At 40.7% G+C, this 26,574-nt stretch carries 23 protein-coding genes; 8 read left to right on the top strand and 15 right to left on the bottom strand.

Features of this window, described 5'->3' with window-relative positions:
- Positions 1-18: 18 nt before the first annotated feature.
- Positions 19-462: a hypothetical protein gene (locus ACFFRD_RS19780; RefSeq protein WP_392482858.1), complete on the bottom strand. Its 444-nt coding sequence runs from the start codon at positions 460-462 to the stop codon at positions 19-21.
- A gap of 168 nt (positions 463-630) precedes the next feature.
- Here ACFFRD_RS19780 and ACFFRD_RS19775 point away from each other — a divergent pair, with 168 nt between their 5' ends.
- The 3 genes from ACFFRD_RS19775 to ACFFRD_RS19765 all read left to right on the top strand — a co-directional run bounded on the left by ACFFRD_RS19775 (position 631) and on the right by ACFFRD_RS19765 (position 1,911).
- Positions 631-996 carry a hypothetical protein gene (locus tag ACFFRD_RS19775; protein WP_392482857.1) on the top strand — a complete coding sequence of 122 codons (366 nt, stop codon included), beginning with the start codon at positions 631-633 and terminating at the stop codon, positions 994-996.
- 272 nt (positions 997-1,268) lie between these two features.
- Complete coding sequence (locus tag ACFFRD_RS19770) at positions 1,269-1,496, top strand: hypothetical protein (protein WP_392482856.1); 228 nt, start codon at positions 1,269-1,271, stop codon at positions 1,494-1,496.
- A gap of 16 nt (positions 1,497-1,512) precedes the next feature.
- A complete protein-coding gene (locus ACFFRD_RS19765) occupies positions 1,513-1,911 on the top strand; it encodes a type II toxin-antitoxin system VapC family toxin (protein WP_179067422.1) in 399 nt (132 codons plus the stop codon).
- Positions 1,912-2,095: 184 nt separating this feature from the next.
- On the opposite strand, the gene ACFFRD_RS19760 is transcribed toward ACFFRD_RS19765, so the two are convergent.
- Complete coding sequence (locus ACFFRD_RS19760) at positions 2,096-5,365, bottom strand: COR domain-containing protein (protein ID WP_392482855.1); 3,270 nt, start codon at positions 5,363-5,365, stop codon at positions 2,096-2,098.
- A gap of 335 nt (positions 5,366-5,700) precedes the next feature.
- Here ACFFRD_RS19760 and ACFFRD_RS19755 point away from each other — a divergent pair, with 335 nt between their 5' ends.
- Together ACFFRD_RS19755 and ACFFRD_RS19750 are read left to right on the top strand one after the other, a co-directional pair.
- A complete protein-coding gene (locus ACFFRD_RS19755; protein WP_392482854.1) occupies positions 5,701-6,018 on the top strand; it encodes a DUF433 domain-containing protein in 318 nt (105 codons plus the stop codon).
- Entirely contained in the window at positions 6,018-6,410 is a 393-nt protein-coding gene (locus tag ACFFRD_RS19750; RefSeq protein WP_392482853.1) for a DUF5615 family PIN-like protein, read from the top strand. Before ACFFRD_RS19755 ends, ACFFRD_RS19750 begins: the two co-directional genes overlap by 1 nt.
- Positions 6,411-6,556: 146 nt before the next feature.
- On the opposite strand, the gene ACFFRD_RS19745 is transcribed toward ACFFRD_RS19750, so the two are convergent.
- Positions 6,557-7,819 (bottom strand): sensor histidine kinase, encoded by a 1,263-nt coding sequence (locus ACFFRD_RS19745; protein WP_392482852.1) that lies wholly within the window; start codon positions 7,817-7,819, stop codon positions 6,557-6,559.
- 164 nt (positions 7,820-7,983) lie between these two features.
- Entirely contained in the window at positions 7,984-8,655 is a 672-nt protein-coding gene (gene rppA / locus ACFFRD_RS19740) for a two-component system response regulator RppA (RefSeq protein ID WP_392482851.1), read from the bottom strand.
- Positions 8,656-8,881: 226 nt separating this feature from the next.
- Between rppA and ACFFRD_RS19735 the strand changes: the two genes are divergently transcribed.
- Positions 8,882-9,511, top strand: coding sequence for a hypothetical protein (locus ACFFRD_RS19735; RefSeq protein WP_392482850.1), 630 nt, complete (start codon positions 8,882-8,884; stop codon positions 9,509-9,511).
- Positions 9,512-9,661: 150 nt separating this feature from the next.
- On the opposite strand, the gene ACFFRD_RS19730 is transcribed toward ACFFRD_RS19735, so the two are convergent.
- The 10 genes from ACFFRD_RS19730 to gatB form a co-directional block, all read right to left on the bottom strand.
- Positions 9,662-10,987 carry a DUF58 domain-containing protein gene (locus tag ACFFRD_RS19730; RefSeq protein WP_392482849.1) on the bottom strand — a complete coding sequence of 442 codons (1,326 nt, stop codon included), beginning with the start codon at positions 10,985-10,987 and terminating at the stop codon, positions 9,662-9,664.
- Between the two features lie 28 nt (positions 10,988-11,015).
- Positions 11,016-11,873 (bottom strand): nitrate ABC transporter ATP-binding protein, encoded by an 858-nt coding sequence (locus ACFFRD_RS19725; RefSeq protein ID WP_114086257.1) that lies wholly within the window; start codon positions 11,871-11,873, stop codon positions 11,016-11,018.
- Positions 11,874-12,139: 266 nt separating this feature from the next.
- Positions 12,140-14,146, bottom strand: coding sequence for a nitrate ABC transporter ATP-binding protein (locus ACFFRD_RS19720; RefSeq protein ID WP_114086255.1), 2,007 nt, complete (start codon positions 14,144-14,146; stop codon positions 12,140-12,142).
- Between the two features lie 122 nt (positions 14,147-14,268).
- The gene (gene ntrB, locus ACFFRD_RS19715; RefSeq protein WP_114086254.1) at positions 14,269-15,108 is read right to left on the bottom strand and encodes a nitrate ABC transporter permease; all 840 of its coding nucleotides are present in this window, start codon (positions 15,106-15,108) and stop codon (positions 14,269-14,271) included.
- A gap of 92 nt (positions 15,109-15,200) precedes the next feature.
- Positions 15,201-16,583: a CmpA/NrtA family ABC transporter substrate-binding protein gene (locus tag ACFFRD_RS19710; protein WP_392482848.1), complete on the bottom strand. Its 1,383-nt coding sequence runs from the start codon at positions 16,581-16,583 to the stop codon at positions 15,201-15,203.
- A gap of 571 nt (positions 16,584-17,154) precedes the next feature.
- Complete coding sequence (locus ACFFRD_RS19705; RefSeq protein ID WP_392482847.1) at positions 17,155-17,847, bottom strand: hypothetical protein; 693 nt, start codon at positions 17,845-17,847, stop codon at positions 17,155-17,157.
- A gap of 33 nt (positions 17,848-17,880) precedes the next feature.
- Positions 17,881-18,690 (bottom strand): IS5 family transposase, encoded by an 810-nt coding sequence (locus ACFFRD_RS19700; RefSeq protein ID WP_392481047.1) that lies wholly within the window; start codon positions 18,688-18,690, stop codon positions 17,881-17,883.
- Positions 18,691-18,770: 80 nt separating this feature from the next.
- The gene (locus tag ACFFRD_RS19695) at positions 18,771-19,208 is read right to left on the bottom strand and encodes a hypothetical protein (protein WP_392482846.1); all 438 of its coding nucleotides are present in this window, start codon (positions 19,206-19,208) and stop codon (positions 18,771-18,773) included.
- Between the two features lie 208 nt (positions 19,209-19,416).
- A complete protein-coding gene (argJ, locus tag ACFFRD_RS19690; RefSeq protein ID WP_392482844.1) occupies positions 19,417-20,658 on the bottom strand; it encodes a bifunctional ornithine acetyltransferase/N-acetylglutamate synthase in 1,242 nt (413 codons plus the stop codon).
- 662 nt (positions 20,659-21,320) lie between these two features.
- The gene (gene gatB / locus ACFFRD_RS19685; RefSeq protein ID WP_179072509.1) at positions 21,321-22,796 is read right to left on the bottom strand and encodes an Asp-tRNA(Asn)/Glu-tRNA(Gln) amidotransferase subunit GatB; all 1,476 of its coding nucleotides are present in this window, start codon (positions 22,794-22,796) and stop codon (positions 21,321-21,323) included.
- Positions 22,797-23,685: 889 nt separating this feature from the next.
- On the opposite strand from gatB, the gene ACFFRD_RS19680 reads away from it, so the two are divergent.
- Entirely contained in the window at positions 23,686-24,036 is a 351-nt protein-coding gene (locus ACFFRD_RS19680) for a hypothetical protein (RefSeq protein WP_163937207.1), read from the top strand.
- A 158-nt stretch (positions 24,037-24,194) separates the two neighbouring features.
- On the opposite strand, the gene ACFFRD_RS19675 is transcribed toward ACFFRD_RS19680, so the two are convergent.
- Entirely contained in the window at positions 24,195-25,205 is a 1,011-nt protein-coding gene (locus ACFFRD_RS19675) for a cyanophycin synthetase (protein WP_392482843.1), read from the bottom strand.
- A 382-nt stretch (positions 25,206-25,587) separates the two neighbouring features.
- Here ACFFRD_RS19675 and ACFFRD_RS19670 point away from each other — a divergent pair, with 382 nt between their 5' ends.
- A complete protein-coding gene (locus tag ACFFRD_RS19670; protein WP_012408924.1) occupies positions 25,588-25,824 on the top strand; it encodes a hypothetical protein in 237 nt (78 codons plus the stop codon).
- Positions 25,825-26,574 lie beyond the last annotated feature (750 nt).

Genomic DNA, 26,574 nt, shown 5'->3' with positions numbered 1-26,574 from the left:
ACCAATCAACTAATTTCCTTACTTTAACAATGCCTTCGTGCCATCACCATTTGTCATCGCTTTATCTGTATTCGGTGTCATCACTGCTGCGATCGTCATTGTTGGCGCAGTTTTTAGTGCAGTATTCCCCACGGATCGCTTACTACTCTTGCGTGGTTTACCCCCTGCCTGCATATACTGCAAACTGTTCTTACCGTAGCGCGTCGCCACACTCATTAACATTTTTTCTGAGTAGCTTCTCAAATCCTGCTCTAGCAATTCAATTTGCCCTACTGCTTCATCAACCGTTGAAAGCATTGTGTTGTAGCTCGATAGCTTTGTTTGCAAGGTTTGAATCCGCCTTTCATACTCCGCTAAATTTAAGCTATCGCTAAACTCAAGCGTTTCGCTAATCGATCTCATCCCCGATATCCGTAGCGTTGCTTTATCCAATACTGTAGAATTGCGTTTCAGTCGCGCCATGAATGCCTCTCCTGCAAAAACTTATATGAAAATTAGTACAGACTTGTGGTTCCACTTTAGCTATTTGCTATTCCTCTTCCCCTGAGTAAAAATCACCAAAACTAAAGTGAAGTTTCCGGTAAAATCTGAGATTTCTTCGCTAATTTCACTTGAAATATTTAAAATTATTTGTATAAAAAATTTTCTAAGAAGAATTTAGAACTTAGGTGGCCACTGAGCGTAGTCGAACCAAGTCCACAAGTACCCAAATATCGTGTTGAAGTACACAAATATCGTGTTGAAGTACTCAAATATCGTTTTGAAGTACCCAAATATCGTGTTGAAGTACTCAAATATCGTTTTGAAGTACTCAAATATCGTTTTGAAGTACTCAAATATCGTTTTGAAGTACTCAAATATCGTTTTGAAGTACCCAAATATTGTATTGAAGTACCCAAATATCGTATTGAAGTACCCAAATATCGTATTGAAGTACCCAAATATCGTATTGAAGTACCCAAATATCATGTTGAAGTACTTGCGTTGCTTTTATGAAAAGTAAAATCAAATTGACGCTGATTAAAATTATTCACACGTTGATATGGGTATTCTTCAACTTTGTGATTTTTTATATTCATTATGCCGCGTAGGCGTAGCCCGTTGTAGACATCGCAATCTTGTAATTGGGACGATAGCGAATGCTATACAGCATAGGCTTTTTGTGCATGGTGAGCGCGCTGAAGATTTTGAGTCTGTCAAATTTTAGCTAAAATGTTCTAGTGCCGTGATTTATTAGCGATCGCTCAAGTTACTTAACGCAACCCATTATGTTACAAACAATTCAAGGAATATACAAGAACGGCAAAATCGAATTAGCTGAAGTCCCACAAAATATTACTGAAAGCCAAGTTTTTGTAACTTTTTTAACTTCTCAATCAGTCAGTTTAGATAGTCAGCTTATGTCTTTTGGTATGTTTTCAGGTTCTCAGCAATCCACTGAGTCTGATTTCAAAGATGCTGAGTTTCATGGCAATGCTGACGAGGCTCTGAGTTAGACATGAATCTATCAACATGAAATATATACTTGATACCCATGCTCTAATCTGGTTTTTAGAAGGTAATTCTCGTTTAAGCCCTATTGTAAAAGCTATTCTTTCCGATGCAACCAGTGAATTAATTTTGCCTGCGATCGCTTTGGCGGAGTCGGTATGGATCGTTAGTCGTGGTAAAACTTCGATTCCTTCTGTTGATGCCTTATTAAAGGTTGTTAAGAATGATAAACGAGTTTTTATACATCCACTGGATTATGATGTCATTGAAAAAAGTGCAGAACTAACCTCTATCAATGAAATGCACGATCGCCAAATTGTATCAACAGCTTTAGTTGTAGAGAGTCAAGGAAATCAAGTAGCTTTATTAACTTGCGATCAAAATATTTTTGCTGCAAAGTTGGTAACAATTATTTGGTAATTATTTTGCTTTGCGCTCGCTAGTTCAATTTTCATCAAGTCAAAGGCGGGTATGATTTCAATCTCTGCGATCGCCCCTGGAGTTAAAAAAGTCTATTTAACAGGGGGAAGCTTTAGTTCTATGCCTAATTTGCTTCTTATTTCTGTAACATTTAAGTTAAATTTGGTCAATGTTGAAATAGGTTCTATTTCATTGCCTTTTCGACTTCTTCGCAAATTTTCACCCAAGCTTGATTACGTTCTGGCTTATTTAGAGTGTCGAGGGGTTTACTTGGAGGGTGAGCAGCTTGGTATTTTTCGATGTCAGTTTTTCTGTATGAGCTTGCACTAATTGGAATCCAGAAAATGGTTAATCCCTCTTGTTCGGCTGCGTTGAGTAAGGGGGGAAGCTCATGTCTGTCGATGAAATCAGAGCTTATAAAGTCAGGGCTGACTAGCAGGATAGCAACCTTAGCCGTGGCTAATGCTTTTTCAATCTCGGCTTTCCATTTTGCGCCAGGTTTGATTTTGGTGTCATCCCAAACGATCAAACCTTCTGCACGAATATAGGGTTTTAGTTGTTTTTGCAGTTCTATTAACCATTCTGCATCTTCATGACTGTAGCTAACAAATATTTGGTTTCTGATGCTTTCTGACATACTTGGTTCCTTAATAGGGAATGATTCAATAATTTCTTTTTTTAATTGTTGTCTTTGTCGAGTTCTTATATCTTCATACCCATCAAGTAGTTGACGCAAATCGAGTTTTAATTTTAGTTTACCGATGGTGATTGTGCTTTCACCCATCGCTTCGAGTCCGAGGAGTTCTTGGTAGTCGAGAGGCGGATGGTTGGGATGATTGGGAACGGGAACCCATTCGGTGATTTCGAGATTGGGGAGACTTTTGTGGATTTTTTGGAAGACATCGCGGAGGATGCCGAGAAATAAGCGGGGGGTTTCTTGGCGTTTGCTAATGGTGATGAAGATTTTTTTGTCTTCGGGATCGGCTTTAATCCGAGCGATGTTGTAGATTTCGTTGTTTTCTTGATATTGCAGCATTACGCCACTGCGCCAATAGATTTGGTTATGGATTTTTTCGTGGGTGTTGACGATGAAGCGGGAAATAATGCTTTCGGGGAGAACTTTGTAATGGTATTGAAATTCCAGGGTTTCGCCTTCTAGTTTTGTTTTGTCTGGTTGGTCTTTGGGCAAAAGTCCGGCAATCAAAAATTGTGGTGGGTAACATTCTAGTGCAAAGCAAAGCTCAAATTCTTTCATCAGCCCGATTAGATAGCCATGACGCTTAGTGGGGTATCGCTCTGGATTGAGGATGCGGGTGAGATCGGCGGGGGTAAAAATGCCTTTGGTTTTAGTTTTGAGGTTTTCATCGCTCAGGAGCGCGTAAATGCCTTCTGTCACCCAGTTGGGTTTGAGAACATTGGTATCTTTGAGGATGGGATGATCGCGGAAGTTGAGAACTAAGCCAAGTCGATGGAGAAGATCGATGAGTTGATCTTGGTTTTGTTCTTCAGAAATCTTATTTTCGTGGCAGATGCCGATGTAGCGGTTGTAGCTGATGAAGTCTTCAGTCATGGATTCGAGTTGTTGTTTAACCTCAAACCATGTCAGGGGTAGAAGGTCGTAGACTTCTTTGAGTTTGGCAATTTGCTGGAAAATGACGGTGCGAAGTTCATCAATGCCGATATTGTCTTGGCAGGAGGTTTCGATAATCGCTTGGATGTTAGGATATTTTTCGCGTAATGCCTTGCGGTTGATGTCGAGGGGTTGTTCGTCTTTTTTGTTGCCAACGATAATCACGGGGGACTGTCCGCCGAAGCTTTCGATTAGTTTTAGCCAATATTCGATGCGGTTTTCTTCTTCGCTGGTGCGACAATTACAAACTAGGAGATAGAGGCTGCGCTTAGTCAGAAAAAACTGATGGGTGGCATGATAAATTTCCTGTCCGCCAAAGTCCCAAACATTCAGGCGGATGTCTTTGCTATTGACCTGCACATTCCAAGTTTTTACATTGAGTCCGTCGGTTTGGGGTTGGTTTTTATCATATTTATTGTAGATTAGTCGTTGGATGAGAGATGTTTTACCGACGCTACCTTGTCCGATGAGCAAGAGTTTAGCTTCGTGTAATGGTCGAGTTTCACTTGTGCGAATTTGCCTCAAGTAATTAAAAATCTCTTTTGGATCGTTTGAATTAAGAATTTCTAATGGAATATTGGGAATTTTGTTGCCATCAAGTCCAAGCTGCGTCAGATTGGTTAATTTTGCGATAGCCTCTGGTATCTCCGTTATTTGGTTGAAACTGAGGTAAAGCTGCGTCAGATCGGTTAATTTCGCGATCGCCTCTGGAATCTGGGTTATTTTGTTGTAACCGAGGTCAAGCTCCATCAGATTGGTTAATTTCGCGATCGCCTCTGGAATCTGGGTTATTTGGTTGCGACGGAGGTTAAGCCCCATCAGATTGATTAATTTCGCGATCGCCTCTGGTATCTCTGTTATTTTGTTGTAACCGAGGTCAAGCCCCATCAGATTGGTTAATTTCGCGATCGCCTCTGGTATCTCTGTTATTTGGTTGTAACCGAGGAGAAGGTACGTCAGATTGGTTAATTTCGTGATCGCCTCTGGTATCTCTGTTATTTGGTTGTTATCGAGGAGAAGGTACGTCAGATTGGTTAATTTCGCGATCGCCTCTGGTATCTCTGTTATTTGGTTGTTAAAGAGGAAAAGGTGCGTCAGATTGGTTAATTTCGCGATCGCCTCTGGTATCTCTGTTATTTGGTTGTAGGGGAGGTGAAGCTGGGTGAGATTGGTTAATTTCGCGATCGCCTCTGGTATCTCTGTTATTTGGTTGTAGGGGAGGTGAAGCTGGGTGAGATTGGTTAATTTCGCGATCGCCTCTGGTATCTCTGTTATTTGGTTGTAGGGGAGGTGAAGCTGGGTGAGATTGGTTAATTTTGTGATCGTCTCAGGAATCTCGGTTATTTGGTTGTAACGGAAGTAAAGTATTGTCAAATTGGTTAATTTTGTGATCGCCTCTGGTATCTCCATTATTTTGTTGCTACCGAGGTCAAGTCGGGTCAGATTCGTTAATTTGGCGATCGCATCAGGTATTTCAGTTAGCTCTACTCGAATTAAGATAAGTTCCTCTAGATGTGGTATTTGCGTTACTACATTGGGAATGCTCTCTAAAGGATTGCCACTAATATCCAACTTACGCAAATTAGGCAAACCCAATAGTTCGAGTGGAAGCGTTTTTAAATTGTTGCCTGAAACCTTTTCGAGACGGCGGTTTCCTACTCGTTCATAACCTTCAACCTTCTTTCCCAAAATTAAAGACTCAAGCTGCTGCAACTTACCAATTTCCACAGGTAACTTAGTCAACTCTTGCCCCGACAAGTCTAACTCTCGCCAACCCTCAGCCACAGCGCGATCTATCAGTACCAACAACTCATCCTGCGTCATAATTCCAAGGAGAAGGGTAAAAGGAAAGAAGATTGATGAAGATTATCTTAACTGATTAGAGAAAATGCTAGACCATCATTTTTTGGCGATCTGTCAGTTCTCTGTTTGGGATATTGCGGATTTAGGCGATGCCTGCGGCGGGCTACGCCAACGCGCCTTGAGATGATGGGAAAAGGCGATGTCTACGACGGGCTACGCCAACGCAAAACATATAGGTCGGTTTTAGTATTGGCGATCGCTTATCGGAAATTGAGATTGAGCTTCAAAACAGTCGCTAGGATAATTACTATAAAATTTCAAGTTAGGATGAAATAAGCGAGAGAGATTTTGTTGTCATGAATAAGAGGACTCAACTGCTCGAAGCAATTGCAGCTTTACCAGAGGAATTAGTTGACCAAGCATTAAATTACGTGCAAATGTTGCAAAATCCAATTCAGATTACACCAGGAGTTTGCGGGAGACAAGCGCGAATTAGAAATACACGAATTCCCGTATGGACTTTAGTAGCATATCGTCAACAAGGTGCCCCGGATGAAGAATTATTGTCAAATTATCCTGGATTGACTGCGGAAGATTTAAGTGCAGCTTGGCATTACTACGAACAAAATCCTGAAAAAATCGATCGAGAAATTGCCCAAGATGATTTAGTTTAATGGCATTACAATTTTACTCCAATGAAAATTTTCCCATTGCAATGGTAAACTTACTCAGATCGGAGGGACACGATGTATTAACTTTCTACGAAGCAGGTCAAGCAAATCAAGGGATTGCTGACTATGTTGTTTTGCAATATTCCACAGCGACAGGTCGCATTTTGATTACGGAAAATCGCCAAGATTTTATCGATCTACATCGCACTGCACCAAATCATGCTGGCATGATTATTTTTAAACACGATCGTGATTATGCTGGGAAAGTCAAGGCAATAATTGATTTTTTGAATGAGGATAGTCGAACCTTACAGAATCGTTTGTTGCGGGTTATGAAGCAAAATATAAAAGCAGTCGGACAGATTTTTTTCGTACAAGAGTATGGTAAAAGTTGATTGCGATCGCTGTTGGATATTGCGGACTTAAGCGATTGCGCTCAGATGATGGGAAAAGGCGATCGCTGCTAGAGTAACCAAGTACGGTCATGATGTGCTGATGAGAGGGAATCTGGGAATAGGGAAAATAAGCGACACCGAGTCTATTACTTTAAAGGTAGAAAAATTTGTAAAGTTGTCCCTTTTTTTACTAGACTTCTGAGACTAATCTGTCCGCCGTGAGATTGAATTATTTGTTGAGCAATCGCTAACCCTAAACCGAATCCTCCAGTTTTGCGAGAGCGTTTCTTATCTACCCGATAAAATCTCTCAAATAGATATGGCAAATCATCTTTGGGAATCCCAATTCCATTATCTATAACTTGAATTACAGCAGAATGAGACTGACTAAATAAGTGCAACTGCACTTCTCCTCCAGCAGGAGTATATTTACAAGCATTATTAACTAAATTTACAACTGCTTGATAAAGCAAGTTAGCATCACCAAGCACAGTTACACTATTATTAGGCAATTTAGAAATTAAACTAATATGTTGTGCATCTTGGTGTGTGACATAATCATTTGTTATCTGCAAAAGTAAACTCTTGAGGTCAACTTCGTTTAACGATTCGGTGGGTAATTGACCTTGAGAACGTGCTAGAAACAATAGATTAGTCACCAGAATACTCATTGACTGGCCGATATCAAAAATCTTTTGAAAGCGTTGACGCTGCACCTCAAGGTCAGTAGATTTAGACAGAAAGCCAAACTGAGCATTGCTAATAATTGCTGTCAAAGGCGATCGCAATTCATGGGAAGCATCAGCTGTAAACCGTTGCAGGTGATCGTAGCTGTGACGAATTGGTTGCATCGCTAGCCCTCCCAACCACCAACCAGTCAGGGCAATTGCACCCAAGGTAATCGGCACTGAAATCGCCAAAACTAGCCGAAATTCAGCTAAAGCACTTTCAATAGATGTGATTGGCATTGCTGCTTGCATATAACCAATTAATAAACCATCCTGGTAAACAGGCAACGTTACCTGACGCAGCCATACTTTATCATTGGTTTTGATAGTATCAAATCCACCTAATACCGAAAGGCGATCGCTCGGAATCGTACCAAAAAATTGTACTAGTTGCTTTTGGTCATCATACCAACTTGCATACACTAATCCTATATCTGGCAATGGTTCTACCATGCTTCCCAATAATGGGACATGTTCCAAGTCTAGCTGTCGGCGACCATTATACATTTCTGACTTCACATTCGCTGCCATCACACTGGTTTTTTTATACAGTAATATATCCAGTTCCTCTAACTCATCTATAACTTCCACATAGTAAACTACCGCCGCAAACCCAATTAAAATACTACCCATTGTTAGGGTGAACCAACTTGCAAGATTACGACGGCTACGATTAAACATAAGTAAGTTGGCACAATAAAATCAAACTATGTAAATGAAAATGAACTATGCTAAAAACCCTTATGCCTATTGCCTTATCCCAACGACAATTATTTACGCCCACTTACTTAACTTGTCATTGATCGTTGAAAGAAAAATTTCAAGGCTTCTAATTCTCAATTTAATTATTGGGGATTTAAGCGATAGCCCATACCATAAACTGTTTTAATCCAGTCTGCTGCACCCAATACTTGCAAGCGTTGTCGCAACTTGCGTACTAGGACAGTTAAAGCATTGCTTTCCGGTTCCATACCCCACTCCCACAATGCCTCTTCAATCTGGTTGCGATTTAAAACCTGATTAGGATGACGCATCAGGTATTCTAATAATTTTGCTTCACGAGGAGATAATTCGACTTTTACGTGACTTCGTTCTACATTTAATTCAGCTAAATCCAATTGCAAATCTGCTACCCGTAGACTATCTCCCTGCCAATTGGGGACTCTCCGCCCCAAAGCACGCACCCGCGCCAAGAGTTCCACTAAGTCTGCGGGTTTGACTAAATAATCATCTGCTCCCGCATCTAAACCCATAACTTTATCAGGCGTGGTGTCTTTAGCTGTCAATATCAACACCGGCGCAGTTTTACCAGAGAGACGATACTGGCGACACAGAGTTAAACCGCTAATTGTCGGTAACATCCAGTCTAAAATTAATAGATCGTAATGTTTTTGGGATATCAGCCATTGTGCAATTTCCCCATCTTCCGCAGCATCTACAATATATCCAGCTTCCGATAGAATACCTTGTAATGGCTCTAATTGTTCAAAATCATCTTCTACTAATAATATCCGCATACAACCTTTGGATGTAAATTCATAACAGGGGAATTTCCCGCACTATATTAATAAGAAGGAAGTCAATTTTCTCTTATATGTTGTATTAGTACTATCCCAGGTTAAAAATTTAAAGTGTTCTACCAGAAGGCATATCATGAATGCGCCAATAGATAGTTTTTGGTATTGATCGCTCCGTAAGTATCAGACAAATTAGTATTATATATAAGCTAAAAACTAAAGTATTATGCCTTATTTAAAACCACAGATTTTACTAATTATTCTACCTATGATATTACTAGGTATTGCCTTTTGGACTGGTAGTGATTTGTTAACAAAAAAAATATTAGGATTCTCTCATAGGACGCTGGATAAGTTGCAAGCTGATACACTACCACAGGTGGAGCTAACACTTAATTTTACAGTGGTTGATATGAAAGTAGAGAAAGAGCAAAAATTTACTCAAGTGAAGATTAAAACAGGAAATTCTCTGCTAAAAAGGTTAGAAATTGAAATTCCTAACTCAAAAGTTACAGAAGTAGCGATCGCACAAAAACTTGGATTAGATCCTCAACAACAAAAGCTGAAGCTTAATAAACAAATCCAAGTAAAAATTCCTGTGATTTTAAAAGTAATCAAAGCTGAAATTGAAAAAAAGCAAGGACTTAGCTTTATTGAGGTTAGAACCGCTAACAATACTCTACGAAAGTTGGATTTTGTGCTACCAGTAACTGAGATTAATATGGTAGAATCAATGACTGCTAAATTACTAAATTTGTCTCCTGAAGAAGTCAGAAAGCTAATACGGTATCAAGTTCAAAATCAATATTGGTTAAAACCTAAAATAAAGAAAGCCGCTAAAACTGAAATAATTTAAAATACCAATAACGCGTAAATTAGTAGAGACATATTAGTCAATACAGTTCAGATAAGACCAAAACACTTATAGAGACGGCGATTTATCGCGTCTCTTTGAACCGTATTGACATATTAGTATAGGGGCACAAAGTGCAATTTCGCCTTTCTACTAAAGTTGATTCCGCGCTTTAAGTTGCAGATATCGCTCAACTACCTGATCGGCAATTTGATTTGCTGGTGCATCTAGTACTAATACACCTTTTTGTTTCAATTGAGCAAATGCGACTTGTCTTTGCATTAATAAATCGAGTGCGACTGCACGGGCATAAGCTTCTGTAACATTATCTGTAAAAGTGTTTGCCAAATGGTCAACTTGTGGGTCTCGCAAAGTGACACAAAATGGTAAATAGCGAGGCGCTAATTTGGAGAGTGCAGCCAGGAGTTCTGTAGAAGCGGTGACATCAACTAAGTCGGTAATTACGACTACAAGCGCCCTCCGAGTTTGACGTTGCAAAACATTTGTTACCGCCCCCAAATAATCAGATTCAAATAAGACTGGTTGAATTGGAGTTAGGCGATCGATTAGCTGATTTAAATGATGTTGACCGCGTTCTGGGGGAATCCATGTGTGCATCTGGCGGTCAAATACACCAACACCAACGCGATCGCCTCGATGTAACCCCGCCAAAGCTAAAGATAAAGTTGCATTCAAACCCCAGTCAAATCGCTGCAAGTTCTGCACCTTTGCAGTCATCAACCGTCCGCGATCGAGCAAGATTAGTAAAGTTTGTTCCTGTTCTGGTTCTAGAACCCTCACCAGTGGCGTTGCATTCCCATAAGCACCAACCCGACGGGCGGTAGCTTTCCAATCAATAAAGCGTAAGTCGTCACCAGTGCGATAATTCCGCAGTTCGGCAAACTCTGTACCAATACCAGTTTTGCGAGATTGGCGCATTGATCCTGATGATTGCAATGTTAAATGAATTGTGAGCGATCGCAATCCCACTAAATCAGGATAAACTTTCACTGGTAGACTGTGGGAAATTTGCCAATCATCCCAAGCTAATCCCCAAATTCCCAATTGTCGAACTTGAATATTTCCCCAAGGAAACTCGCCGCGCTGTTTTGGGTTGACGGTATATGTCAATTCCTGAGTGGTATTACTGGGAATAATAGCTCGGTGTGTGGGCGCTGATACACCAAATCCTGTTGGGTAGTAATCGCAGATTTCAATCAAGGCGTTGGTATTTGGCGATGTTACTTTTAGAATCACCGGATTATCCCGCCCAATTGATAACCGGGACGGTAATTCGCGGGTAATTTGCACGCGAGAACGTCGCACCTGCAAGCCATCTGCAATCATCAATCCAAGAATTATGGCATCAAATAACACAATGATGGCGATCGCTGCTTTAATGTTGAAAAAAAGGCATAGGATCGGGGCGATCGCTATACCTAAAACTAACAACATATAAACTCGTTTGGAAGGAAGCATTGTAAAAATTAGGAGAATGACGATTAGTTTAACCTACGTCATCATGTGCAAAGCGATTAAAGAGGAAATCTAAGGCATAATTGCGTAGTTGGTAGTATTGGGGATCTTCCATGATGCGGGCGCGATCGCGGGGACGAGAAAAAGGAATTTCCATAACTTCGCCAATTTTCGCATGGGGGCCATTGGTCATCATTACCAATTTATCTGCTAAAAATAGTGCTTCGTCGATATCATGGGTAATCATCAGCACTGTACAACGATTATCGCCCCAAATTTTCAGCAATTCTTCTTGTAATTCTTCTTTGGTGATGGCATCCAGCGCCCCAAAAGGTTCATCTAAAATTAAAACTTTCGGGCGAATCGCCAAAGCACGCGCGATAGAAACCCGTTGTCTCATCCCACCGGACATTTGCATTGGTTTCTTTTCCATTGCATCAGCCAGTCCCACCATTGCTAGGTGATCGCGCACGATCGCTCTTTTTTCGGCTTGTGGTTTGTTGGGATAAACGGCGTTAACAGCTAAATAGATGTTTTCAAAAGCAGTCCGCCAAGGTAGTAGGGCGTAGTTTTGGAAGACAACCATCCTGTCTGGGCCTGGTTTGGTAATGGGTTCTCCTTCCAGTAAAACTTGACCGGAGGTAGGAAAGTTAAAACCGGATACCATATTTAGTAGTGTCGATTTGCCACAGCCAGAGTGGCCAATGACGCAAATAAATTCGCCCTGTTCAACGTTAAGGTTAACGCCGTCGAGTACGGTGAAGGGGCCTGTCTTTGTGGGATAGACTTTGGTAACGTCTTTAATTTCTAGGAAAGGTCTGCGGCTGGTGGTTGCAGCTGCGAATGGTTTTCCTAGTGTGCTTGTTGCTGTTGAGTTGCGGTTTTGCATGGTATTTGGGGATTGGGTATTGGGGATTAGGGACTACTCGCTGCAACCTAGAGGTTTCTTAATGAAGTTCAAAAACTCTTTAACGGAGTTCAGAGGTTCATTAACGGAGTTCAAAGGTTCATTAATGGAGTTCAGAGGTTCATTAATGGAGTTCAAGAGATTTTTAAAAATTAAAATTATTTAATGTTGTGGGGTGGGCATCTTGCCCGCCCCACAAGAAGTAAGATGTCTTACTTCTTCCACTCCCTCTTTCTCTCACCAGTTTTTTATGACGCAAGTCTCCTTCTCGGTGCATCAAGAACAACTTCCGCGACTGAAAAATCACGTTTAATTTTCAAGTTGTTGAGATAAGCGATTGGATCATCGGCGTTAAAGGGAGTACCATCGAACAGTTGAATCGGTTGGCGAATATAGCTAATATCTAAACCTAATTCTCGTGCGGCGGTGCTGAAAACACGCACTCGACACACCCGTTCAACAACTTCTACCCAATTTCTGGGGAAAGGAGTATCACCCCAACGCGCCAATTGACTCATAATCCAAATTTGTTCGGTGCGACTGGGGCGGTTGATGGCAGAATCGGAATAGAACTGGAGATGGGCATAGTCTCGCAATGGATGATCTAAGTCACAGGTGAGACTATCTGGATCTTCGAGTTGAATGTATTCTAAATCAGTGCTGACATAATCTCGCCCTGCTAAAATTTGGCGAATTTCTTGGGTATTTTCGGGATTTGCACAATAATGGCAAGCTTCTAACAATGCTTTAGTCAAGGCGATATGCGTATTTGGATAATTTTCTGCCCAATCTTCCCGCACACCAAGAACTTTACCGGGGTGTCCCAGCCAAACTTCTAAATCGGTAGCGATGGTAAAGCCGACATTTTCCACAGCAGCGCGGTAGTTCCAAGGTTCGCCGACGCAGTAACCATCAATGCTTCCAGCTTTGAGGTCGGCTACCATCTGCGCTGGGGGAATGGTCTTCATATCCACATCGCTATCGGGGTCAATTCCACCAGCCGCTAGCCAGTAACGCAGCAACAAGTTGTGCATCGATGCGGCGTGTACTACTCCCATTGTGTGCCGTTGGTCACGGGTGCGAAGCAGGTATCTTTTGAAGTCTGATAAGGTTTGTACACCTTGGTCGAGAAAGCGTTTTGCCAAGGTGATGGCGTTACCGTTGCGAGTCATGGTAAGGGCGGTGACAACGGGCAGAGGTTGGTTATTATGTCCTCCCAAAGTTAACCACATCGGCATCCCTGAAGGCATTTGAGCCGCATCTAAGTAACCACCACTTATGCCATCTTCTATACCCCGCCAGCTACTTTCCCGCACGAGGTTAACTTCATCTAAACCATGTTTGAGAAAGAAGCCTTTTTCTTTAGCAACTGCTAAGGGGGCGCAAGCTGTCAGAGGTAAAAAGCCAATTTCTAGGTTAACTTTTTCTAATCCATGACGGGCAACGTCGGCAGTTTTCCGCGCCCGAATTTTCTTAATCCGTTTCTGCTGATTCAGGAAGTAAATCATCTCACTCCGTAAGCTGTAGTAGCTGGGATGTTCTACTACTTCCATCCGCTTGCGGGGTCTGGGAATATCTACTTCGAGAATGTCACCAATTTTAGATTCGGGGCCGTTGGTTAGCATGACGATTCTGTCAGATAACAGCACTGCTTCATCTACATCATGTGTGACCATCACGGCGGTAACTTGATTTTCTTCGCAGATTTGCATGAGTTGTTCTTGCAAATTGCCGCGTGTGAGTGCATCTAATGCACCAAAGGGTTCATCTAACAGCAGTAATTTGGGACGAATCGCTAAGGCGCGGGCGATCGCAACTCGCTGTTTTTGTCCACCTGATAACATCCCCGGTTGTTTGTCAGCATGGGGACGCAAACCCACCATATTTATATGTTTTTCGATAATGGCGTTGCGTTCAGCTGCGGGTAAACCTTTCATTACTGAGTCCACAGCGAGGGCAATATTTTCTCTTACCGTCCGCCAAGGTAATAAGGAATAATTTTGGAACACCACCATCCTATCTGGGCCAGGTTTGGTGATTTTTTGTCCTTCAAGAGTGACAAGACCCTCAGTAGGCAAATCCAAACCCGCAATCATATTTAATAGGGTGGATTTACCGCAACCGGAGTGACCAATCAAAGAAACGAATTCTCCTTTTTTAATTTGGAGGTCGATTCCTTTGAGGGCGATATATTTGCCACCACCAGTTAATTCAAAAACTTTTTCAATTTGATCGACAGCTACGAACATACTTATTTGTCCTTTGTCATTAGTCTTTTGTCATTAGTCTTTTGTCTTTCGCCATTAGCCCTTAGTACGTGGTCATTAGTCCTTAGCTTTCTACAAATGACCAATGACTAATGACCAATGACTAATGACTATTTTTGCTCTGCTGGTAAAATCTTGTTTTGCAGCCAACCCATTGCTTTATCTAGGAGCAACCCAACAACGCCGATATAAACTAGAGCTAAAATTACTTCGCTGACGTTGTTATTTTGATAGGCATCCCAGATGAAAAAGCCGATGCCGACAATACCGGACATGACGATTTCGGCGGCGATAATCGCTAACCATGCTAAACCGATCGCAATTCTCAAACCGGTAAAGATGTAGGGTAATGCCGCAGGAATCAAAATATTAGTGAAATATTCTTTGCGGCTAAGTTGGAGAACTTTGGCGACGTTGTTGTAATCTTGGGGAATTTGGGTTACGCCGACAGCAGTGTTAATTAAGATGGGCCAAATTGCCGTAATGAAAATTACGAATAATGCTGCGGGTTCGTTTTGTCGTAAAGCTGCTAAAGAAATTGGAACCCAAGCTAGAGGTGGTACAGTCCGCAGTAGTTGAAAGATGGGGTCTAATGCTTTGGACATGGTTCTATTAACCCCAATCAAAATGCCCAAGCCAATACCAACGATCGCAGCTAGGGTATAACTGATCGCAACCCGTTGCAGACTGGCGAGAATCTGCCAAAATAAACCTTTATCAAGTCCACCCCGGTCATAAAATGGCCAGAAAATGAGAATCCAAGTATCTTGAACAACTTGTATTGGCCCTGGTAATGTAGCGCCCGGAGTCCAAGAGAAGAGTTGCCAAATAGTCAAGAAAATTGCGATCGCGATCGCTGGTGGTATCAGGTCAGGAAATTGCTTTTTCAGGCTGGATATAAAGCCATTACTCAATCTAGGATTTGCAGGGCGTTTTTGGGCTATTGTCATGATGCTGTATTCTCCTCAAATTTTATTTGTTATTTGTCCTTTGTCATTTGTCCTTTGCAAAGAACTAATGACCAATGACTAATGACTAATGACTAAACACTGACCTTTTTGATTTTCAAATTCTTCAAATATTCTTCTGGCTTTTCAGGGTCAAACTTGATGCCATCAAAAAACTCTTCTACACCACGGGATGTATTTGTGGGAATATCAGCAGCAGCAATCCCAGCTTCTTTGGCAGCTTCTTTCCAAATATCTTCACGGTTGACTTTGTTGATAAGTTCCTTAGCTTTGGCAGCATTATTGTCAATGTAATCTTTTGGCAAGAATCCCCAGCGAACGTTTTCAACTATGAACCATAAATCATGACTCTTATATGGATAGGAAACACTACCTTTTTCATCTTTCCAGTAGTAAGCCGCCATCGATTTATCATCAATTTTGCGACCATCACCCATGTCATACTTACCTTGGTATGGATCAGCTAGAATTTCCGGTGAAGAAAGATTGAAATAATTCCGTCCAGCCAGAATTTGAGCAGCTTCTTTGCGATTGTCAAAATTATCTAGCCATTGCTGTGCTTCCATAATTCCTTTTAAAATTGCTTTGGTAGCCTTGGGATTTTTATCAACCCAGTCGCCTCTCATGGCAAGATATTCTTCAGGATGATTTTTCCAAATTTCTGCGGTTAATGCTGCTACATAGCCAATCTTGTCTTGTACCAGGCGATAAGGCCAGGGGTCGCCTGTACTAAAGGCATCCATTGTTCCTGTTTTCATGTTGGCCACAGTTTGCGCTGCTGGTACTGTGAGCAACTTGACATCTGCATCTGGATCTAAGCCGCCTGCTGCTAACCAGTAGCGAATCCATAAATCTTGGTTAACGTGGGGAAAAGTGAATGCAGCAGTGAAGGGTGTTGAAGATTTTAATTCCTTAAATAAAGACTTAGCGCCGGCGAGTTGTAAGCTAATACCTTTGCCTTGATGCTTGTTTGCGATCGCAATTCCATTTCCATGTGTAACCAATTGACATAAGACATACATGGGAATTTTTTGATTGCCTTTGGTGATTAAACCTTCTGAAATTAAATGTGGCATTGGCATCTGCCATTGACCGCCATCTATACCACCACCGGCAGAACCAATTTCTACGTTGTCTCTGGCTGCACCCCAAGAAGCTTGTTTGGAAAGACCAACATCAGTCATACCATACTTTGCAAAAAATCCTTTTTCTTTAGCAATAATTAAAGGAGCCGCTTCTACAATGGGTATATATCCTAGCTTGACTGTAGTAGTTTCTGGTGCTTGTTCAGAACTAATATTAGCAACCGACTGAGCAGTTGGTTGTGCTTTAGTGCTTCCACCAGTCAGATTTTCAGGAGGATTACCCAAACAGCCTTTGAGTAATACAGCACTTGCAGATACTCCGGCTGTAAATATAAATTTGCGGCGAGAAATTTGATTAAAAAATTCTGTCATAAATATCTCCGTCGAAGGTAAATTTTATTTTTTATAGCTATAGCAAATTAGGCAAAAAACATTGTGTTTGTTGCGCTACTAATGATTAAGCTATATTTGGCAATGTAAACCCAGCCATTTCATCAATGACACGGCTACTTATATAAAAACTCGGCTAATTTATTGGCTCTGGTCTAGTCTGACGCAGAGGCATCATTCACCTTGTTGAAAACAGTTTACAGCCTTTGAAGCAAAATTAGTTCACTCGTTGCCTCGAATTATTAAACAAATATTAGATTGGATATATAAGTAAAAATTTATCTATTTTCCTTAATCATAGGAATAATTTCTAATGTATAAACTATTGTTTATGGAAACTATTATATTTACTTGATGATTGACTATTTTTACTTGTTTTGTAACTGAATTTTAGTAGTCTTTTGTCATCTATAAGTTTTTATTTATAGCAACTATTATATTATCCCTATTAATTTAGGAACGCACTGCGATGAGAGTGAGATAGTAAGGCTGGGAAAGTTGGAAACCGAAGTAAATACCCCAAATAGGTGTATTTCTTATCCAGCGATCGCAACTATCTGCCGTTTCCAACACCACGAATAAACCCCGTCTTTTTAAGCAGCAGCCGTAGTTCTGCGTCACGAAGTTTCGTGTCCTTATTGTTATTTGCCCACATATCAGAAAAGAAATCTTGCATCAGCGCAATGATGCCACGGTACTTGACGATGCTGGCAACATAAAACTTATCTAACTTCATGATTCCATCAGCATGTATCTGCTCGATGTTGTCGAGTAATATAGACCGCAGTTCATGAGGTTTTAAGCCTTCTTTTATGCCATATTTTTCCATAATCCTGCGTTTATCGTTCTCCGAACACAAATCATACGGCGATCGAATCAGATGACCAAGATTTCGCAGGACTTCTCCATAGTCATAAAATGCGTTCTGCTTAAAAAAAGACTTTTCATCTTTCGTCAAAGTAAAACTTTTGTCAAGTACCAAACCAAAATCGGTCAGATATGTCTGCTTACCGTCGGTGAGGATGTTGCGAAAATGTGCGTCAAAGTGGATGATTCCCTTCTTTCTCAAAAAGGTAATCGTCGTGCGTAAGTCATCCAGGGGTTTTTGAAGTTTGTTAGGGTTGTCTTGCAGCCATGTTTCCAGAACATACGGTATGTACTCTAGAAATAGAAGCAACTCATAGTTAGCGATCGCTCTATCTAACATATAATTCCCGGCGTTGGCACTATTGCCCCAGTACTCCACATAATCTCTTAGAGGGTGTTTATAAAATAAATCTTAAGCAGTTGAACAACGATGATTGTGGGCTAATCGACGTAACATTAGATGCGTCATAGCGGCGTATATCATGGTTTCGCTTGTTTGAGGATGATATTCGTAATCTTTACTTAGACGACGATAACGACCAAGCCATGCAAGTGTACGCTCTACAACCCAACGTCGAGGTAATACTTTAAAACCTGAAGTGTCATCAGAGCGTTTAACGATCTCGATTACACAACCAATAAAATATCTGACCCAATCGACTAGTTTTCCTGCATATCCAGCATCCGCCCAAATTAAATGTAATTTGGGGAAAGAATATCGAATTTTATTTAGTACAAGCTTTGCTCCGTCACGGTCTTGAATTGAAGCAGCATGTACAACAACGATTAAAAGTAAACCCATCGTATCGACAAGAATATGGCGTTTACGACCATTAATCTTTTTTCCGGCATCATAACCATCAATCCCTCCTTTTTCAGTTGTTTTAACCGTTTGAGAGTCTATAATTCCAGCAGATGGTTCTACGTCTCGTCCTTCAATTTTACGCAGTTGCGATCGCAATACGGTATGAATTTTTTGCCATACCCCTTTACGCTCCCAGCGTCGGAAATATGAATATACTGTTTGCCATGCAGGTAAATCATGAGGCATCATTCGCCACGAGCAACCTGCACGCAATATGTAAAAAATCGCATTTACTACTTCGCGCATATCTACTTCACGCTTTTTTCCACGCTTTCGCTTACGTTCTGCTGGAATCATTGATTTTATCAAATCCCACTCGACATCGGAAACGTCTGTAGGATAAGGTTTTTGACTCATAGCATCCGATTCAAATACGACGACTGTCTCTTTTAAAATACGTGTCCTGGGAAATGAATGTCCTGCTCTTTATTTTTTATTTATAAACACCCTCTTAGACGTTCCATATCGACATCCGCACGCTGCCCAGAGAAGGGAATAATCCGATAATGGTACATCAGTGGGAAAGTGGCAATTGCCCCCGACAATACCCAGTTGGTTGTCTTGATATGAGTCACGAGTTCTCGAAAGACACCAAAACCAGTGGAACCGAAGCCGTAATTACAGTAAGTTGGCAGGTTATAAAGGTTTCTGGTGGAGAACAGGTTATCAAATTCGATATTTGTAACTGGAACACGTTTCACAAAAACTTTGGATTCACCAAGGACGATGGTGTGATTCATTCCCCAACCCGTACTCGACTCATTTGACTCACTATTGTCAAACAGAGAACGCAATTGGGCATTATCCAACTGAGCGATTTGTGAACTGAGCTTGAAGTACCTTTTTCTTCTAAGTTCTATATGCTTTTTAGCCATTTTCTCCGTCCAGCCACAGCATGAGAAACCGTAAGACTATTCTGATATCAATTCAATTAATAGACATCTAGTGAAATTAAATATGCGTTACCCAGAACCATTGTAGAGACGTAGCAATGCTACGTCTCTACATCTAAATGATTGCAAGACATCCTTGACTAAAGACGCGATTCATCGCGTCTCTACAGCGCAAACAATTGGGAGTATGTCAAGTAGTGTATTCGGCGTTAATTCTCACGTAGTCGTAACTCAAATCACAACCCCAAGCTTTACCCACACCATAACCATTACCAACATTAACGGAGATTAACACCGTATCCTGTTGGAGATAAGCACCCACCGATGCTTTTTTCAAATAAGCACTTGCTGCTGCACGGTCAAATTGTAGAGGTTGTCCATTTTCTAACATTAAGAAATTTCCTAGCTTAATTTGCAGATTTTCTTGCTCAAATGGCACACCTGCACGTCCGGCGGCGGCGGCGATGCGTCCCCAATTTGGATCGCGTCCAAAGATTGCAGATTTAACTAAGGATGAACCAGCGATGGTTTTGGCAATTTGACGGGCTGAGAGTTCATCATGAGCGCCAGTCACTTCCACTTCAATTAGACAGGTTGCACCTTCACCATCACGAGCGATCGCTTTGGCTAAATGCTGGCAAACTGCTGTTAACATCGCCTCTAATTTCTCTGCTTCTGCGCCCCATTCTATAATTGCTGGGGTGCGAGATTGACCATTTGCCAAGGCGATTAAGCTGTCGTTGGTGCTGGTATCGCCATCCACGGTAATGGAATTAAAGCTTCTATCAGCCGCCCTTGCTAACATTTGTTGCCACAGGGCTGGGGAAACTACAGCATCACAAGTAACAAATGCCAACATGGTTGCCATGTTGGGGTGAATCATGCCGGAACCTTTGGCAATACCACCAATTCGTACTGGGCGTTCACCTACAGTTGTCTCTAGGGCAATAGATTTTGTTACCAAGTCTGTAGTGATAATCGCCCCAGCTGCGGCATCTGAACCTGTTGCGGATAGTGCTGCTACTACTTTGGGAATTCCACTTCGCAAAGCATCCATCTTAATTCTTTGACCGATCACACCAGTGGAAGCCAATAAGACAGATTCAGACGAGATGTTTAGTGCTTGGGCTATTGCCAGAGAAGACTCTAGGGTGTCAAGGTAGCCTTGATTACCTGTAGCGGCATTTGCTTGTCCAGCGTTGCAAAGGATGGCACGAGCGCTAGGTTTGGCTTGCAAGCGTTGGCGACAATATTCGACACAGGCAGCTTTAACTTGACTGGTGGTGAATACACCAGCTGCGATCGCTTCCACCTCTGAGAATATCAAAGCTAAATCTGGCAACCCCGAAGGTTTCAACCCTGCGGTTATTCCCGCCGCCTGATACCCCCTTGGTGCTGTGATGCCACCTGTGATTTTTTGCCAATCTGCCATTTTCTTCCTTACAACTATCAGGTTGGATAGGTCAATTTGTGCTTTAAAAAAGTGCGAAGAGACGCGATTAATCACGTCTTTACAAGAGTTATGAGTTTCCCCCCAGTTCCCTTGCTCCCCAATTCCCAATGACTATTATGAGTTTATTTGCTGATGGCAATAATAATGCACTAGTTGGCGATTAGCATAATTGTTTTACCTTTCTTATGACGAAAGACAAATACGAAAAAAGAGAGCAACTTCGGTCGCTCTCCAAATCATTACTGTGCATCTTTTACTCACAGTATATATTTGATTATCTAAGAGTTAATACTTATTGATTAAGATTTCTTCTAAAATTTTAATGAAGCTGCTCCGTAAATACCACAGACTAGATAAAAAAGAGAGCTACTTAGGCAGCTCTCCAGATCATCAGGGTGCATCTACTTACCACACTATATCATTTTAGGTATGCGGGTAGTCACCAGCTTTTATATGAAGATTTTATGAAGAAACACCGAGAAAATACTTACCCTTGATTTCTCACAAGTGAGAAATCCAGGAGTGTGGGAGGTGTGGGAGGTGTGGGAGGATGGGGAAGAAGTCTTACCCCCCACACTCCCCACACTCCCCACACTCCTCTACCCAAACCCAGGGATGAGATGTTTTTTTACTGGAAGTCCCTAAGCATTCAGTTTCTTTTCTACCAATTCGTTAGTCAGCTTAGGATCGGCACGTTTGGCTGTTTTTTTGAGAACTTGTCCAACAAAGAAGCCTTTAAGGTTGGTGTTACCGTTGCGATACTTTTCTAGTTCTTTGGGATTGGCGGCTATGACTTCATCAACGATAGGTTCTAGTACACTAGGATCGGTGATTAACTCTTGACCTGCAAAAGCTTTTTCAGGAGAAATCCCACTGAGCAAATCTGGTAACTTTTCTTTAGCTTGAGCATTGCTAATTTTGCCCGTTTCAATGCGAGTAATAATCTCAGCTAAATTGGTAGGAGTCAGCCCGATTTGAGTAATACTGAGTTTTTGCTTATTAAGGTAGGCGGCGATATCTTGAGTAATCCAGTTTGCAGCAGCTTTGGGATTTGCTCCAGATGCGATCGCAGTTTCAAAATATTCCGCTACTGGACGATCTTCTGTCAACACTCGCGCATCATAAGCCGAAAGCCCCAACTCACTTTCATAATGATGGCGTTTTTGGGCTGGTAATTCTGGTAATTCGCTGCGCCACTTCTCTAATTCTGAATCCGTCACCTCAATTGGTGCTAAATCTGGTTCGGGGAAGTAGCGATAATCGCTAGAACCTTCCTTCACCCGCATACTACTTGTACGTTGAGCGCCTTCTTCCCATAGCCGAGTCTCTTGGATGATGCGATCGCCTGCTTCGATGGCGGCGATTTGGCGCTCAATTTCGTAGTCAATCGCTCGTTGGATGGCGCTGAAGGAGTTCATGTTTTTAATTTCTACCTTGGTGCCAAATTCCTCTCGTCCCACTGGACGCACAGAGATGTTGACATCGCAGCGCAGAGATCCTTCTTGCATATTGCCATCACTCACGCCGAGATAGCGCACAATCCGGCGTAACTCTTCGGCATATTCAGCAGCTTCTAATCCAGAACGCAAATCAGGTTCCGAGACAATTTCGACTAATGGTATACCTGCGCGATTGTAGTCTACCAGAGAATAAGAAGAACCGGAAAGGCGATCGCTGCCGGCGTGTACCAATTTTCCTGCATCTTCTTCCATGTGCAGACGTGTGATACCAATGCGTTTGCGGCTGGGATTGCCCTCAGCATCTACTAACTCAATTTCTAGCCAACCATGTTCTGCGATCGGTAGATCGTATTGAGAAATTTGGTAATTTTTGGGTAAGTCAGGATAAAAATACTGTTTCCGGTCAAACTTACTATATCTAGCAATTTGACAATTCAGTGCCAAACCAGTTTTGACAGCATATTCTAATACTTTTTCATTGAGTACAGGTAAGACCCCAGGTAAACCCATACAAACCGGGTCAATGTTAGTATTTGGGTCAGCGCCAAATGCCGTAGAGCTATTAGAGAAAATTTTGGTCTTAGTACTCAACTGACAATGGGTTTCTAGACCAATAATCGCTTCATACTCAGTTTTTACAGTTGTAGCAGTCGTCATAATATCACTAATTTCGGCATAATCCTTGTAGTGGTACTATTGTAGCGGCGTATTGAGCTGCGCTGAAGACGGTTATTTGGGTGAGTAATGCTTACCCTGATGAGCTTGAAAAGGAAGTTGTAAACCTAGGATAAAGAAAATCTTGATTATTGGTTCTGGGGTGTTGGTAAATCTACCCTAGCCCGCGAACTATATTCGTATCTTTAACTGGTAGTAAAACATAAAATTTCACCAAATACCTATTCCCCCAACCTATAGTAGTCCGCTCAATGGGGTAAATATGCACACGACTGGCTTCCCTTAAAAAGCTAGTTCTAATTCCAATACGGTTGGGTTAAGGGACTTCCAGTTAAAAAAATATCCCGTCGTAGGGGCGCAAGGCCTTGCGCCCCTACAAATCTATAAATAATTTGGGATAATTTATTTTTTGCAAGTCCCTAAGAGCTACTGGTAAAAATTTTGGGTTTTTGAGACGCGATAAATCGCCGTCTCTACAAGTCTTTTGGTCTTATCTGAACTGTATTGGTTCTAATTCCCTCCTTTTTAATAAGGGTTAGGAAGCATAAAGCCTTTACAATTCACAACGGAATTAATTAAATAATTATTAAAAATATATGCACTCCTTAATTAATACTTGAAACTATTTAATAATAAATCAAACTATTAAACAAACTTAGCACTCAAGGCTTGTTAGTGCTAATTTACAACTCAACTTTAACACCTATAATTTAGCACTCAAGGCTAGTTAGTGCTAAATTTTTATTTAATTTTAACACCTATGACATAAACCAAAAATCTACTTTTTATAGATGCTTAAGTTAGGTTAAAAGTATTATAATAGAGAAAAAGTAAAGCTTCCTGCAAGTAATTTATAACTCGGAGTACTAGCATGAAATACACTTTTGATATTGTAGGAGTATCTCCACTTTTGCAGTTTTTTAATCACCAACAGCAAAATGAGCAAAAACCACCCCACCAAGGTGTGGAATACTTGGGGATGTATACGTGTACATTAGATACCTTTCTAGAATCGGTAGAATCCGTTCCAGCCAAGTGGGATTGGAATCTAGATCAAGTGGTAGATACCGTGATTCAGTTTTGGCTGAACAACTCAGACAGTATTAGTTATTGGAAAGTACGTTTAAGTAATGCTGGTAAAGATAATTTACTAGTCGCAAGATTAGCGGATATAACCGCCTTACAAGCTGAATTTGAATCCCTTCTAGATAAAAAGTGGTGAATAGCTAGAAATAAGACTCATATTTGATTTTTGAAAAACTTAGTACAACTCAAAAATCCTTCTTGCCTATTGCCTCTTACCTGTCAACGCCACACTGCGCGAACAAAAATCAAAGCGGATTCCTATAGAAGTATGAATTGCTGCGCTTCCAAGCAAAATCAATGCTTTTCTCTGTTATTTTCGTTTTCAAGTATTTTGAGAATTTTGAGATATAGATTTTCTACTCTTTTGGTCTGAACTTCACCAAATGAAGCATAGTGGCTTAAGCTAGGAGCGCCATTTACTTCAAGGATTGTATAATCTACTATTGGTGAGGTTATATCACTAGCAAGAATGTCCACACCTGCTAATCTCAGTTGCATATCTTTTGTAATACTTACTGCGAGTTTTTGAAAATCAGGATGAATGCTTTCTGTAAAGTCTACTGCCTCACCTCCAGTCGATAAATTGGCATTATCTAAAAGATATACAATATTATTTTTAGGTATCACACTACTAAAATTTAGCTTCCGTCTTCGCAAGTTTTTTTTAATTCTGTAATCTTCAAAATCTATAATTTCTTTTCTACCATTTTTGATAAAACTTTCCTGCTTTTGTTGCATAAGTTCTAAAACATTAGACTGACCATCCCCGGTTATAAATAGGGGAATTCTTTGATATGCCGAAACTACTTCATCATTAAGTACTACAATTCTATAATCATTGCCACTATAAAATCGTTCTACAATAAAACCTGAGACTTTTTGCAAGATTTTCTTGGCTATTTGATAATATTCTTGCTTATTATAAACCTTGGTAACAAATATTCCTTGACTGAGATTAATTGGCTTGACAATTACAGGAAATCCCAACTCCTTAGCATAATAGAATCCTTGTTCTATATTTCTAATATCATCTATTTCTTCGCATAATTCTTCACTAAAAAATGTTTTTCCTTCGGTAACTTTGTAGCCAAAATTATTCAAAAAAAAGCTGGAGACACTTTTATCTTTTGCTATTGCTGTTGAACCCGAAGAATTAATACTAAATCTGGTATTCCTAAAAAAAGTTTTATTCCCATTTTTAAAGGTAATCAGTCCCACAAAGGTGCATTCTGGATCTACTAAAACTACTGCTCCTATTTCCTCTGCTACTTTTTGAATGATTGATGTTACAAATGGTGTTTCCATTATGATAACTATAATTTTATCGGGGAATTTAATATTCATTCTCAAATGAACTTTTGATAGTCTCTTTTAAGACACTAGCATTAAGTTTACCACTGATACTGATTTTCCTTCTGCGTATGCAAACAAATCATGAAAACTCAATATTTGGCAAACCTTCTGCTTGAAGATTTTTTGATGCTGAAAACAGTTGCAAATTAAGGCTTTGAGATTCATAGCTACCTGAAAATTACAACTTAGTTAGTCTAAAATTTAGCGCTAAGTGTTGACAACTTATTAATAATCGAATAACAAGGTGGCAGCAGCATAAAAAAAAAGCGTTAGTGCATTCCTACTTAGAAACTAATTAACGCCCTTCATTAAACTTCATACGGATAACATCATTATGCCAGAAAATACGGTTAACCAAGCTTCTAAATCAGACAATCAGCCTATTGCTTATAAAGAACGCCTCAATTCTTGGGCGATCGCTCGTCAGCTTCCTAATACCCAACGGGAAATTGTTGCTCGCTTCCGCAGTCGTTCTGATGCCGATGGCTATATGCGACACCTCCCCCAGGAAATACCAAATGCTTCATATATGGTTGTTTTTGATTGCCAACGCGAAGCATCTGTGATTTAAAGTACAAATTTCGGCAATAGACCTATTTTGAAAATAGGGAACAGAGAAAGAAATTTTCGTTCTAGATTGTGTTTGCGTAGGGGGTGCTTTGTCCTTACTCTGTTCATTAGTATCTTTTTACATTCTTGTGGTGAAAAAGGAAGGGTTAAGGGGAAAATCCAATCCCTTTAACCCTTGCTCTTAATGTATCTTTTTGCCAGCAAAAAAATTAAAAATGTGTAGGTGTAGTTCGTCGAAAGCGAACAGCGCTCACTACAAACTAATTTCAATAAGCAGTTTTCCTTTGCATAAAGTACAAAGTTACTGGTTTATAGGCAGGGGACAGGAGGTAGAAACTCTTTATATATGATGCGTGAATTCTGCATTGTGTACCTCACTTCCTGGCAATCCACTGTATTTATTACATTACTTAATTTCCTTTGATTATTCTCGCCTACTTAATTAATTAGAAGCAGAAGTTATTAAAATTTTTTACCATTATATTAAACCTCATCTATGTTGAAACCTAGAGTTTTTTAAAAAATATATTTATGTCAATACTGCTCGGGTTTTGCATTTTTAACTCGGAATTGGGTTTGGGGAAAAGGTTAAAGGTTAAAGGTTTTTTCTTTTCCCTTTCCCCCTTAACCGACAAGTATTGATATTTATGTAGGTTGGGTGGAGTGAAACGCAACCCAACATTACCACCTTATTTATGTTGGGTTACGCGATCGCTGCACCCAACCTACAAAACTACAAAACTACACTTGG

The sequence above is a fragment of the Nostoc sp. C110 genome (assembly GCF_043099725.1).
GTDB classification, from domain to species: Bacteria; Cyanobacteriota; Cyanobacteriia; order Cyanobacteriales; family Nostocaceae; genus Nostoc; species Nostoc muscorum_A.
This window is presented reverse-complemented; position numbering and strand designations above follow the sequence as displayed.

What these genes read in the sequence shown, in the direction of transcription:
- ACFFRD_RS19680 (WP_163937207.1), top strand. Translation starts at nt 23,686, where the DNA reads ATGAAATACACTTTTGATATTGTAGGAGTATCTCCACTTTTGCAGTTT.
- argJ (WP_392482844.1), bottom strand. Translation starts at nt 20,658, where the DNA reads ATGGCAGATTGGCAAAAAATCACAGGTGGCATCACAGCACCAAGGGGG.
- ACFFRD_RS19670 (WP_012408924.1), top strand. Translation starts at nt 25,588, where the DNA reads ATGCCAGAAAATACGGTTAACCAAGCTTCTAAATCAGACAATCAGCCT.
- ACFFRD_RS19765 (WP_179067422.1), top strand. Translation starts at nt 1,513, where the DNA reads ATGAAATATATACTTGATACCCATGCTCTAATCTGGTTTTTAGAAGGT.
- ACFFRD_RS19755 (WP_392482854.1), top strand. Translation starts at nt 5,701, where the DNA reads ATGAATAAGAGGACTCAACTGCTCGAAGCAATTGCAGCTTTACCAGAG.
- ACFFRD_RS19770 (WP_392482856.1), top strand. Translation starts at nt 1,269, where the DNA reads ATGTTACAAACAATTCAAGGAATATACAAGAACGGCAAAATCGAATTA.
- ACFFRD_RS19725 (WP_114086257.1), bottom strand. Translation starts at nt 11,873, where the DNA reads ATGCAAAACCGCAACTCAACAGCAACAAGCACACTAGGAAAACCATTC.
- ntrB (WP_114086254.1), bottom strand. Translation starts at nt 15,108, where the DNA reads ATGACAATAGCCCAAAAACGCCCTGCAAATCCTAGATTGAGTAATGGC.
- ACFFRD_RS19730 (WP_392482849.1), bottom strand. Translation starts at nt 10,987, where the DNA reads ATGCTTCCTTCCAAACGAGTTTATATGTTGTTAGTTTTAGGTATAGCG.
- ACFFRD_RS19780 (WP_392482858.1), bottom strand. Translation starts at nt 462, where the DNA reads ATGGCGCGACTGAAACGCAATTCTACAGTATTGGATAAAGCAACGCTA.
- ACFFRD_RS19710 (WP_392482848.1), bottom strand. Translation starts at nt 16,583, where the DNA reads ATGACAGAATTTTTTAATCAAATTTCTCGCCGCAAATTTATATTTACA.
- gatB (WP_179072509.1), bottom strand. Translation starts at nt 22,796, where the DNA reads ATGACGACTGCTACAACTGTAAAAACTGAGTATGAAGCGATTATTGGT.
- ACFFRD_RS19745 (WP_392482852.1), bottom strand. Translation starts at nt 7,819, where the DNA reads ATGTTTAATCGTAGCCGTCGTAATCTTGCAAGTTGGTTCACCCTAACA.
- ACFFRD_RS19735 (WP_392482850.1), top strand. Translation starts at nt 8,882, where the DNA reads ATGCCTTATTTAAAACCACAGATTTTACTAATTATTCTACCTATGATA.
- ACFFRD_RS19695 (WP_392482846.1), bottom strand. Translation starts at nt 19,208, where the DNA reads ATGGCTAAAAAGCATATAGAACTTAGAAGAAAAAGGTACTTCAAGCTC.
- ACFFRD_RS19700 (WP_392481047.1), bottom strand. Translation starts at nt 18,690, where the DNA reads ATGAGTCAAAAACCTTATCCTACAGACGTTTCCGATGTCGAGTGGGAT.
- ACFFRD_RS19675 (WP_392482843.1), bottom strand. Translation starts at nt 25,205, where the DNA reads ATGGAAACACCATTTGTAACATCAATCATTCAAAAAGTAGCAGAGGAA.
- ACFFRD_RS19760 (WP_392482855.1), bottom strand. Translation starts at nt 5,365, where the DNA reads ATGACGCAGGATGAGTTGTTGGTACTGATAGATCGCGCTGTGGCTGAG.
- rppA (WP_392482851.1), bottom strand. Translation starts at nt 8,655, where the DNA reads ATGCGGATATTATTAGTAGAAGATGATTTTGAACAATTAGAGCCATTA.
- ACFFRD_RS19750 (WP_392482853.1), top strand. Translation starts at nt 6,018, where the DNA reads ATGGCATTACAATTTTACTCCAATGAAAATTTTCCCATTGCAATGGTA.